At 46.2% G+C, this 11,791-nt stretch carries 9 protein-coding genes, 2 tRNA genes and 1 riboswitch; of the genes, 8 read left to right on the top strand and 3 right to left on the bottom strand.

Features of this window, described 5'->3' with window-relative positions; translation table 11 throughout:
- Positions 1 to 89: 89 nt before the first annotated feature.
- The 4 genes from ACEW8N_RS03605 (at position 90) to ACEW8N_RS03620 (ending at position 3,332) form a co-directional block, all read left to right on the top strand.
- A complete protein-coding gene (locus ACEW8N_RS03605; RefSeq protein ID WP_373498458.1) occupies positions 90 to 698 on the top strand; it encodes a hypothetical protein in 609 nt (202 codons plus the stop codon).
- A gap of 113 nt (positions 699 to 811) precedes the next feature.
- The gene (locus tag ACEW8N_RS03610; RefSeq protein ID WP_373498434.1) at positions 812 to 1,726 is read left to right on the top strand and encodes a hypothetical protein; all 915 of its coding nucleotides are present in this window, start codon (positions 812 to 814) and stop codon (positions 1,724 to 1,726) included.
- A 92-nt stretch (positions 1,727 to 1,818) separates the two neighbouring features.
- Positions 1,819 to 2,562, top strand: a complete 744-nt coding sequence (locus tag ACEW8N_RS03615; RefSeq protein WP_373498435.1) for an exonuclease domain-containing protein — start codon at positions 1,819 to 1,821, stop codon at positions 2,560 to 2,562.
- A 92-nt stretch (positions 2,563 to 2,654) separates the two neighbouring features.
- A complete protein-coding gene (locus ACEW8N_RS03620; RefSeq protein ID WP_373498436.1) occupies positions 2,655 to 3,332 on the top strand; it encodes a hypothetical protein in 678 nt (225 codons plus the stop codon).
- Positions 3,333 to 3,476: 144 nt separating this feature from the next.
- Here ACEW8N_RS03620 and ACEW8N_RS03625 read toward each other — a convergent pair whose 3' ends face one another.
- On the bottom strand, positions 3,477 to 3,725 hold the full coding sequence (locus ACEW8N_RS03625) for a hypothetical protein (RefSeq protein ID WP_373498437.1): 249 nt from the start codon (positions 3,723 to 3,725) through the stop codon (positions 3,477 to 3,479).
- Positions 3,726 to 4,325: 600 nt separating this feature from the next.
- A riboswitch (cyclic di-GMP riboswitch) is annotated at positions 4,326 to 4,404 on the top strand.
- A 54-nt stretch (positions 4,405 to 4,458) separates the two neighbouring features.
- Between ACEW8N_RS03625 and ACEW8N_RS03630 the strand changes: the two genes are divergently transcribed.
- Complete coding sequence (locus ACEW8N_RS03630) at positions 4,459 to 5,064, top strand: PEP-CTERM sorting domain-containing protein (protein WP_373498438.1); 606 nt, start codon at positions 4,459 to 4,461, stop codon at positions 5,062 to 5,064.
- Between the two features lie 130 nt (positions 5,065 to 5,194).
- Complete coding sequence (locus tag ACEW8N_RS03635) at positions 5,195 to 8,686, top strand: leucine-rich repeat domain-containing protein (protein WP_373498459.1); 3,492 nt, start codon at positions 5,195 to 5,197, stop codon at positions 8,684 to 8,686.
- 447 nt (positions 8,687 to 9,133) lie between these two features.
- On the opposite strand, the gene ACEW8N_RS03640 is transcribed toward ACEW8N_RS03635, so the two are convergent.
- Positions 9,134 to 9,210: transfer RNA gene (locus ACEW8N_RS03640), tRNA-Arg, on the bottom strand.
- A 49-nt stretch (positions 9,211 to 9,259) separates the two neighbouring features.
- Positions 9,260 to 9,335, bottom strand: a tRNA-His gene (locus ACEW8N_RS03645).
- Between the two features lie 338 nt (positions 9,336 to 9,673).
- Here ACEW8N_RS03645 and ACEW8N_RS03650 point away from each other — a divergent pair.
- Positions 9,674 to 9,856 (top strand): hypothetical protein, encoded by a 183-nt coding sequence (locus ACEW8N_RS03650; RefSeq protein ID WP_373498439.1) that lies wholly within the window; start codon positions 9,674 to 9,676, stop codon positions 9,854 to 9,856.
- A 15-nt stretch (positions 9,857 to 9,871) separates the two neighbouring features.
- Entirely contained in the window at positions 9,872 to 11,785 is a 1,914-nt protein-coding gene (selB, locus tag ACEW8N_RS03655; protein WP_373498440.1) for a selenocysteine-specific translation elongation factor, read from the top strand.
- Positions 11,786 to 11,791 lie beyond the last annotated feature (6 nt).

Consider the following 11,791-nt stretch of genomic DNA (forward strand, 5'->3'; position numbering starts at 1 on the left):
AGGGTGAGATTCCGGTGGCGCTATTTCGGTGATCACAAAGTGGCTCGTTTTCGGTGATCATCAGGTGGCACCATTTCGCCGATCACAAAGTGGCTCGTTTTCGACGATCACGGATTGGCACTATAGCACCGATCAATAACACCGCAAATCTCATCTTGCTACTTCAAGGCAAGGTGTACCCTGACTACGCCTGCAACTCGGTGTCGGGAACAATTTCGAGAGCCGCTCTTGCAGAACTGCGGCACTCCGTTCGCAGTCGAGTTCTTGAATTAACAATTGAACTTGAGAAGTCGATCCCAGAGGCAAGTGCCGTCTCTCTCGGACCTGCCATTGCTGCGTCCAACCAGAACTCGGCGGTCGCCACGCAGATCGCGCAACAGATTATCTATGGGAATGTGACATCAATTTCCGCGACAGGCGATGGGGCTCATATCAATGTTGCCGTTGGCGAAAGAGACGTTGACGGTCTGGTCCAGTTTCTTGTGCAAGGCGGACTATCTGAGCTGGATGCCCGTGAACTTGGTCAGCTGGTAGTCACTGAAGAGCCTGAAAGCGCTGTCGAGCCATTCGGTGCTAAAGCCCGGAAGTGGCTTATCGACAATCTGAAGAAGGCAGCAGACGGAACCTGGAAAGTTGGTGTGTCAGTCGCAACTGACTTGGTGAAAGAAGCGCTGCTGAAGTACTACGGACTTAAGTGACCCGAAACATGGCGCATATCGCAGCGACGCCCAACCCTGCGGTCCAGCGGAGGCTGCGCGATAAAGCCGCGCAGCGCCGGTGACCTTGAACGTTGGCCGTTGAAATTAAAAAAATGAAAACAAAACTCACTCCCTATTATATCGATTTAGTTTATGATGCTTGCCTTAAGTCTTTCTGGAGGAAAAAAGCATTAACAAAATTTCTAAGACAATGTCGTATTTCTGAGTCGTTTATATCAAGTTGGGGGTCAGAAGAATCTAAACGTGATTTGCTTGATCGACTGTTTGAAAAGTTACCAAATACAGATAATGGTCGTACAGCTTTAGCATTAATGGGTAAATTACTGATGGAGCAAACAAGTTTTCCTGATTTGCAAAACTGGGAAGATACAGAACAAAAGATTAAGGTGGCACATGAAGCTGTTACACGTTTGAAGCTCCATCATCAAAAGCAGGAAGAGCAGATCCAATCAGAAGAAGAGCGAATAAAAGCAAGAGAAGAATTCAGCAAGAAACAGCAAGAAATAAACAGATCTCAAAAAACTCTACAAAAATTGGCCAGTGAGTTGGATGAACTCGGCAAAAGATTGGGTACACAACAGGCTGGCTATGAGTTCCAAGATTGGTTTTATTCACTTTTAGATTTCTGCGAAATTCCAAACAGAAAGCCATACATTCACAATGGTAGACAGATTGACGGCTCTCTTACAATTTCAGGAACGACATATCTTGTGGAACTTAAATTCACCACAGATCAAGCTGGAGCAACAGATATTGATTCATTTTATAAAAAAGTTACATCAAAGGCTGACAACACAATGGGAGTCATGATTTCAATATCTGGCTATTCATCTGTCGCAAAAAGCGAAGCTTCCGGTGGCAAAACCCCATTGTTGTTATTTGATCATAGCCACATCTATTTAGTTTTAGGCGGTATAATGGGGCTTTCTGATGTCATCAACAGGGTGAGGAGACATGCATCTCAAACAGGAGAAGCCTTTCTTTCTGTAGATAATTTTAATGCATAATTCTGCCAACAAGTCATTTCACCGGAAACCTTTTCCGCTACGCTCCAAAGTTTCCGGTGAATTCCACGTTCTGTCAAAAAATAGGAGGAATCATGCAAGAGTTCATCGCAATTGATTTTGAAACAGCAAATCCTAAAAGAGTCAGTGCGTGCGCTCTTGGCTATGCAAAAGTTCGAAATTGTGAAATTATCGAAACAAACGGTTTTTTGATAAAACCTGTTGGAGGACATGCGCCATTCCAGTCGAAAATACATGGAATTAAAGAAGAGCATACGTTTGACAAACCACATTTTGGTGAACTATTCCCAATAATAAAAGAAATATTTAAATATCCTTTGGTAGCGCACAGTCTATTTGACAAGCAGGTTTTGAATGCGCTTTCAGACCACTTTGACTTGGGATTGAGCTTTGAATATATTGATTCAAGTGCAGTAGCAAAAGATAAATTGCCCAATCTAAAAAATTGCAAATTAACGACTTTAGTAAAACACTTTGGTTTTCCTGCGTTTAAACACCATGATGCCACTGAAGATTCTATAGCTTGTGCAAGAATATTCTTGAAATTGATAAATGATGAGAGAGAAGGGCCTTTAAAGTCCATTTCGGATGAAGCCTCAGAATTCAAGGGAATTGTTATGGGTATCCTTGCAGATGATGAAGTGAATTATAAGGAGGCTTATGAACTTCTTTATTGGCTTGAAGATCATGCAGAAATTGCCAAGAAATATAAGAATCTGTACATGAGAACCAAGGAAGTTCTCGAAGATGATCATCTCGATAATGTCGAGGCAATTGAAATGAAATATATCCTGAATAACCTTCTGAAGAACCTATGAAATAACGAAAGACAGCACAAGGGCAGTAAGGGCAACGAGAGAAAGCATCCATGCCTTATGCCCGACGCTATGTCCCAAAAAGGATATTCTCATTGAAGTACATCTATATCCCGGCCAAAAATGCTGATGACTGGGCACAGCTACTGGCTGACCCAGTAAAACATTGGCGAAATGGATACTCTGCGCGAACGCTTGCTTATTCATGGCAGAGTGCTAATGGCTTTCCCGCTGAGATCCAATCAGCGTTCTCCAAAAACGAGCACCTTGCCGACATTCAATTGCTGCTGGCAATCCCAGAGCACCAGGTTCCATTGGTAGGAGGCTCCAGGCCATCACAGAATGATATATGGGCACTGGCAAGGGCAAAAACCGGCTTGGTGTCAATCGCGGTAGAAGGAAAGGTATCCGAACCATTTGGCCCAACCCTGTCAGAGTGGTTGGCAGAAGGATCTAAAGGAAAGGCTTCTCGGCTTGCATTCCTTCGTCGAGAACTGAATTTGAATGAAGAGCTTGCTGGCACGATACGATATCAACTCATCCATCGCACGGGATCTGCTGTCATTGAGGCCAAGCGCTTTGGTGCACCACATGCTGTCATGCTCGTGCATTCATTCAGCCCAACGCGCGAATGGTTCCAAGATTTCGAGGCTTTTGCGTTATTATTGCGTGCCGAAGTAGCCGTCAATCGTGTCGTTTATGCGGGTCTGCGCGCCGGGGTCCATCTTCATATTGGCTGGATCTGCGGGAATGAGGAATACCTCACCAAGTAGTGCTGAGCTGGGGCTAACCCCTCCGCAGGGAAGAACCCCCTCATGGGTAGTGCTGAATATGTAGTGATCAGAAAAACACAATCATGCTTCAATCTTTGAAAACGCGTTAAGGAATCAGGAACATCACGGCATTTTAAGCACCATCTAGTCGCCGAGTTCCAGCATGCATTCCCCGTCCACCTCATGGCCTTCCGCATCCTCAAATGCCTTGAAGATCCATTCCACCAGTTGTCCGGGCATATTTTCCAGCGACAGGACGGCGAAGTGATCTGTTTTCAGATACGTTTTCAGCATGTGAACGGTTTCGGGGACGGTGGCAGCCCAGTCTCCATCGTCTGCGGTGATATGGCACAAATCGATGCCTGGGGGTTTTTCGGTGCATAACTGATCCATTTCGGGTTTCTCCCGGGGCTCAAATATTTGGCAACAGGATTCCTAGATGGGGTGGATATATCCGTAGAATCAATCCTATTAAGGTAATATATATTTGAAATTTGGGTTGTTACGGGTGTGGGATCAGGAGGCAAGGGAGGCGAACCGAGAAGGCTGACCCAAAAGTTATCAGCTTTTTCTAGTTGTTAGAAAATCTGTATAACGACATGACAACGGTCAAAAGGAGATGTTTGAGAAACTTTTGGCGCGGTTTATGCTTTCTTAAAAAATTTCATACACCAGGTTTGATTCAATGAAAAGTGGAAACAGCAGGTGCCTATGGTAAAAACTTTAATTAAATACAGTTTGTTAGGTTTTGTTAAAACAATATAACCAAGATTTATCTCAGACAAAATTTGAAAATAAACGACAAAAATAGGTATTTGTACCGATAGACAATGTGATTTTTTTGTGCTTAATAGACGACTGATTAACGATTAAAATCTGAAGACGGTTTTCAAGTTTTTCCGTTTGTTGCGAAATTGATGAACCTGTGGCGGTTGCAGCGCTCTATTTTTATGCGCTTTTGTTCATATTGAACGTAGGTTAGCTGAATAGAAAAGAAAAACTTGCCAAACCTGCCGTGAGACAGGGACGGAAAGCCACGGGTCTTTATGGTCAAGACAGCCGGGTTGCCAATTGGAGGCGACTCGGCTTTTTTTGTTCTTTATCACATGTTCAAAAGGGGGAAAAAGTGAAGCGACTGTCTGGGTTGATCATGTTGTGCATTTCGATTTCGATTTGTGTGAATCCTGTTTATGGCGACTCGTTAAGCTTATCTGATTTTGTAGGAGAACCTTCTCATCTTGCCTACAGTATAGGGAACACCATAACCTTGGAAGAGGATACATCTGGGAATTTAGGATATATCTATTTTTTAAACAATAATTATTACGTAACGGGAGACGCGATTACCCTTTCCTTTGTTTACGAATTTACTCTCCAGCCTGGCGATTCTGATTACCTCGTAGCAAAAATTGGCAACACATATGTAACCGAGATATTGGGTGACAATTCATTTGGTAGCGATGAATTAATTCTCCCTGGATCTGGAAGCATAGACCTCACTCCCTATCAAGGCTCAACGATTAGTCTGGCGTTTGGCCTTGAAATTGATTGGGCGGATTTATCATATACCTCTGTCGCATCTCTTTCCAACCTTGAAATCACAACATCATCCATACAGCCGGTACCCGAACCAGCCACATTTCTTTCATTGGGACTTGGTCTTGCTGGATTGGCAGGTTTTCGCAGACGGTATTCTCGCAAAAAAATAACATCCAGGGCCTCTCTTCCTTAAGAAAAAGTGCCGGTGTCAGCCAACAAAGCCAGAAAGGAAAATCTCGGTTTAAAAACCTCAGCAAGCGGGCTACCAGAAGTGTTAAATAATTTTTTAACGCTCTAATATGGAGGATCTATACGTGGAAAAAATGAATAGGTTCTATACTCTATCTGCAGTTCTGATCATGGTCTTTATTTCGTTTATTTCTTCTTCACATGCATTTGCTGAATCTGAAATCACCAATAAAATTGAGATTGTTAAATCCAGAATGATGTTCGACCTCGTAAAATCGATCAACTATCTGGACGCATCCATAAAAAATGTATCACCTGATATAGTAGTCGCTCCGATCAAGGTTGTGATCGATAGCATCAGTGATTCAAGGGTTAGCGTTGCCAACGCGGATGGTGTAACGGGTGATAACAAGCCCTATTTTGAGTACACCAATGACATAGGTGGCCTAGCCTCCGGCGCAGAAATTGCCGCTAAAAGATGGCAGTTTTCAAATCCGAACAGGCTGAGGTTTAGCTTTACTACTGTCGTTTATGCTGAGGTGCCTGAGGCTGCTGCGGTTATAGGAACTAAAGGTGGTATTATAGAGATAATTAATCAGAATAGCACTTTGAATGATGTGAAAATTTTAATTCCGCAGGGGGCGCTTAGTGAACCAACCCTTATTACTGTCAAAAAGCCAGAAAACCCTGAAAGCATCTATGTACCAAAAGGATATAAATTTGGAAAATATTTAATGGATTTAAAACCTGATGGATTAACTTTTCAAGCTCCAATTATTCTTGACCTACCAGCAAATAATATTCCTGAAAAAATATTCTTTACATATGATGATTCAGAAAATTTTTGGAGTATATTGCCATCCTCTTATGATGACTTGAATGATCGCTATAAAGTTGAAATATCACATTTTTGTTACATAGCTGATCTCGCTAGATCAATATGTAATGAACTTGTTAAAGCCTGTCCCACTTATGACCCCTGCTCTGTTATTACATGGCGTTATTATCCGAATGGGCAAAGCATTATTCATGGTTACACAGAGGAAGATGTAAGGAACGCTATTTCTGAAGCCTTACGAGAATGGGAAAATGCTCTTAAGATTAACAATGAAGAGGTTGGATCTCTATATTTTCGACCAACTGATGGTGAAGCAGATTTAATCATAAGATGGGAACCTCTTGATGGAAACACCTTGGGCAAAGGCGGGATAGGAGAAGTAAAATTAAATAGCACATTACCCTATACTCTCAGCGAAAATCCAAGCGACATTATAGGAACTGCTTACCCGTTTAAACAAGTTTTTCTGCATGAAATGGGGCATACATTGGGCCTCAGCCATGAATGTCTCGTTTCAACTGGGAGTAATAGTTTCCTATTAGTTAAGGACTGCAAAATGTGTGAGGACATAAATGGAGAAAGCCAACCAACAAATCCGATTATGGCAAATGGATATTCTAATGATTATGCTCCATGTCTTATGCTAACAGATAATGATATAGACCGTATTAGAAGCCTATACAATGATGAATGTATAGATTCGGACAATGATAATTATCCTGATTATTACGATATTTTTGATAATGATCCCAATGAATGGACTGATACAGACGATGATGGCGTCGGGGATAATTCAGACAATTGTCGAGAGGTATATAACCCAAGCCAAGCGGATTCAGATAGCGATGGAGTTGGGGACTCTTGCGACCCAAAACCTCAAATTATGGCATTCAACATCTCACCAACTAACCTCAAAGTGGGTGAATCACTGCTTGTCAACTACACCGTTTCCGATGGTCAGATGCTTTCCCAGATAGAACTCTGGCGTGCGCCAGATGCGAACGGCAGTCCTGGGGAATGGCAGCAGATCACCATTAAACAGCTTTCTGGAACAACCGCTTCTGGTAACATATCCGACACGCCCTCAGAAGGTGTGTGGTGGTATGGCCTTCACGTTACTGACACCGATGGTAACTGTACTACTGAAAAAAATTTAGACTGCACAAGCGGGAATTCCAACGGTGGTGGGGCGTTCGGTCCGCTGCCTGCGACAGTCAGCGCTTTGATAACCTGCACAGACAACGACGCCGACAGTTACGATACATGTGATCTCGGAGAACCTGGCGATGATGGCAAAGCTAAAGACTGCAATGACAATTCTGCTGCAATCAATCCCGGGGCCATGGAAATCTGCAATGACGGCATCGACAACAACTGTGATGGCCAGATTGATGAAGATTGCCCAGCTGATTTTCCGGTCAATTTTCCAGATCCAAACCTTGAGATTGGCGTTAGAAGAGCAATTGGAAGAGAAAGCGGAGATATAATGCGTTCAGATATAGAGCGCATTACAATAATAGAAGCCTCGGATGTATATAATCTTGAAGGGTTACAATTTTGTTCAAACCTGCTTATTCTTACATTATTTTCCGGCGGAAGCGAAACGGATTCTCTCGATCTTTCACCTATTAAAAATTTGACAAAACTTACTATTATAAATTTTGATCGCGTATATATAAAGGACACAAGCGCATTTAAAGATTTAAAAGAATTAGAAGTGATTTATATTAATCAGGCACAACCTATTGACTTGATCTCATTATCTGGTTTAACAAAGCTCAAGAAACTCAACTTGCCAGATAAGCAAATTGATGACATAACCCCTTTGAGTGGATTGACAAATCTCAATCAACTTTTTCTTGGTGGTAATAACATCAGTGACATAACCCCTTTGAGTGGATTGACAAATCTCAATCAACTTTCCCTTGGTGGTAATAACATCAGTGATTTAAATCCGTTGAGCGGATTGACAAATCTCAATCGTCTTGAACTTGGAGGCAATAACATCAGTGATTTAAATCCGTTGAGCGGATTGACAAATCTCAATGAACTTATGCTGCAAAACAATAATATTAGTGATATTAGCCCATTATTAAATATTGTTGGAACGTGGAACAATGGATTGTGGTTCTGGTATATCGATTTACAAGAAAATCCTTTAAGTCCTGTATCTTGTAGTGAATACATACCAGAACTAGAAAATAGAATGATAAATGTATTACATTCTTGTCCATTTGTTCGTATTTATCCGTCTTCCGGTCCCCAGGGCTCTGGCTTCTTAGCACGCGGTTTTCAATTCAGCGCGAATAGCATGATAACTCTTCATTTTAATGGTCCTGATGGGAGTCACCATGCGGATCTAAATATACAAACGAATATCTATGGTAATTTTAACCACGTACATATGACGACATCATCATCTGCTATTGGCCAATGGGAATATTATGCGGTGGATGATAAGACGGATTATCGCTCAAATTCAGCCTATTTCACAGTCACAGAGCCAGCTATTTCTCCTTATGTCACCGTATCTCCATCCTCCGGCCCACAGGGAACGACCTTTAACGAGCCCGGCTATGGATTCAGCCCAAACAGTAATGTAACTCTTCATTTCTTAGGGCCTGATGGCAGCCATTATTCGAATGTCAAGAGAGCTACTGATAATAATGGGAATTATGCCTATAGTTACACAACGACTACATCAACTGCTATTGGCCAATGGGAATATTATGCGGTGGATGATAAGACTGGTATACGCGCAAATTCAGTCTATTTCACAGTCCATTAACCCAATCATTTCAAGGTAGCCCTTATTTGGGCGGTATTTTTTCTTTGGGTGATGTCTATAATCTTCGATATCATGATAATAATTTAGGATATAGACAGCACTGGATGTCAATGAAAAGGCAATGAAGGCGATGAAAGTATTGCCAAGATTTTAGAAAACGGTGATCTTCTGAGCAAAGAAGAGCGGGAGGAATATGAAGAGATTTTTGATTTATTGGCGAGGGCGCATTAATACCAAAATATCTTTAATGTTGAATTGCATATAAACCTTTATGCCGCTTTTGCGATTTTGTTGATATTTTGTACTGAATCCGGTGGGGTCAGGTCAACTACAAAACTTAAATACAGTTTCCCCATATCCCACAACCAAATTCTCACAGAGGACCGGACCCGGACCGGAAACACAAAAGGGGTCCAGCGGCATTTCGCTGAGACCCCTTGGTAATCGTGGCGCGCCCGGAGGGATTCGAACCCCCGACCTACGGATCCGAAGTCCGGCGCTCTATCCAGCTGAGCTACGGGCGCAAGTACGAAGACCATTGCGGCGTTCCGCAATGGTCTTTGATGGCTTTGATGGGGTGAGTGATGGGACTTGAACCCACGGCCACCAGGGCCACAACCTGGTGCTCTACCAACTGAGCTACACCCACCATAAAAGAGAAATGATACTTAACAGAAACCGCCCCGCCTTTCAAGCCATTTTTTACGTTTCAAAAAAAATAAACCAAGCCCAGCCCTTCCCTGAATTCTCATCACCTGATGGACCCGGCACGGCTGTATTCCAGACGGTGTCGTAAATAGCCCGAGATCAAGGCTTGCGAATTCCGAGGAATGAGGCGTACTTATGGTACGCCGCAGTGACGAGGGAACCGCGTAACGCAGATATCGGGCTTTTTGCGGCACCGTCAAACTTGGTATTGACCGCAAATGGCTTCTCTTATATGAATGGCCAATAAAATCAGTTTTGTGATGCACAAGAGGGGTAATTTTGGTAAATTTCAATATATTCGTCCTGCGGGCGATCCTGGGGGTTGTCTTCGCCGTCGTCCTGATGCGGATGTTTCATCCGGAATTCCATATGGTCTACGTGGCCGGGTTCGCCATTATCCTGGTGGCCCTGGCCTACCTCCTGGAATACTGGCGCAGGCGAAAGATGGAAAAAAAGAAATAGGCAGAAGAGGCGACCGTGTCACAACAGATCATCCTGGGAACCGCAGGCCACATCGACCACGGCAAGACCACGCTCATCAAGGCCCTCACCGGCACCAACACGGACCGGCTCAAGGAAGAGCAGCTCCGGGGGATCACCATTGAACTCGGGTTTGCGGCCCTGGACCTGCCTGACGGCCGGCACGTGGGCATCGTCGACGTTCCGGGGCACGAGAAGTTCGTCAAGAACATGGTGGCGGGAGCCACGGGCATCGACATCGTGGCCATGGTGATCGCGGCAGACGAAGGCGTCATGCCCCAGACCCGGGAGCACATGGAGATCTGCACCCTCCTGGGGGTCCGGTACGGCATGGTGGTCCTGACCAAGATCGACCTCGTCGACGAGGACTGGCTGGCCCTGGTCATGGAAGACGTCCGGGAGTTCGTCCGGGGCACCTTCCTGGAGGACCAGCCCATCGTGCCGGTCTCCTCGGTGACGGGGCAGGGCATGGACAAATTTGTGGCGGTCCTGGATGAGCTAAGCCGCAAGGTGCCCGAGCGGTCCTCGTCCGGCATCTTCCGCCTTCCGGTGGACCGCGTCTTCACCATGAAGGGATTCGGCACGGTGATCACGGGCACCCTGGTCTCCGGCCGCGTCTCAGTGGGGGAAACGGTCATGCTCTACCCGTCGGGGATCTCCGCCAAGGTCCGGGGGGTGCAGGTCCACAACCAGTCGGCGGAGACCGCCGAGGCCGGCATGCGTACGGCCGTCAATTTCCAGGGCCTCGAAAAGGCGGCCGTGGACCGCGGCGAGGTTCTCTCCACCCCCGGCGCCCTCGCGTCGAGCTACATGGTCGACGTCATGTTCCACTATCTCAAAAGCAACCGGAAGCCCATCAAGAACCGGACCCGGGTGCGGTTCCACACCGGTACCAGCGAGGTCATCGGCAACCTGATCCTGTTGGACGCGGAGGAGCTTCCGCCGGGGGAGGACGCGCCGGCCCAGCTCCGCCTCGACACCGCCGTGGCCCTTGTCAAGGACGACCGGTTCGTCGTCCGGAGCTACTCCCCGGTCCGCACCATCGGCGGCGGAAAGGTCCTCAACCCGATCCCCGTCAAGCACAAGCGATTCGACCCCGCCGTCGTCGAGATGCTGAAGGACATAGACCGGCACGAGTCCGGGGACGTGATCTGCCGGCTGGCGGCGGCCGCGGGATATCCAGGGGTGTCGTTTGCGAACCTCAAGGTCATGACCAACATCCCCGAAAAGCAGCTCCGGCAGCAGGTCCAGTCCTTCCTCTCCGCAAAGACCCTCGTCCAGGTCGACAGCGACAACCAGATCTACATCCACCAGGAGAACCTGGAGAAGCTCAAGGCCGAGATCGCGGGCCATGTCGCGGGCTACCACGAAAAATACCCCCTCAAGCCGGGCATGCTCAAGGAGGAGCTGAAATCCAAGTTCCCGTCGTTTCTCGGGCCGAAGCTCTTCAATCTCGTTCTGAACCACCTCCTCAAGGAGAAGACCCTGGTCCAGGAGGAGGAGACCGTCCGGCTCGCGGCCCACAAGGTCTCCCTCAAGGCCGACCAGGAAGACCTCCGGCAGCGGATCCTCGAAGCCTATGTCGCAGGCGGCCTGACCCCCCCGTATTTCAAGGATTTCTGCAAGACGACGGGCATCGCGCCCGAGCGGGCCAAGGATGTCCTGATGATCCTCATCGCAGAGGGGCGCATCACCAAGGTCCGGGAGGACCTTTACATCCAAACCGAGGCCATGGAAGCCCTCAAGGCCAGGACCGTGGCCTTCCTCAAGGCCAACACGGAGATGACGACCATCCAGTTCAAGGATATCGCCGGCGTCTCCAGAAAATTCCTGATCCCCTATATCGAATATTTTGATTCCCAGAACCTGACCATCCGCATCGGCGATATCCGAAAGCTGAGAGGCGGATGAGATCCA

The sequence above is a fragment of the Desulfococcus sp. genome, from assembly GCF_041737845.1.
Taxonomy (GTDB): Bacteria; Desulfobacterota; Desulfobacteria; order Desulfobacterales; family Desulfococcaceae; genus Desulfococcus.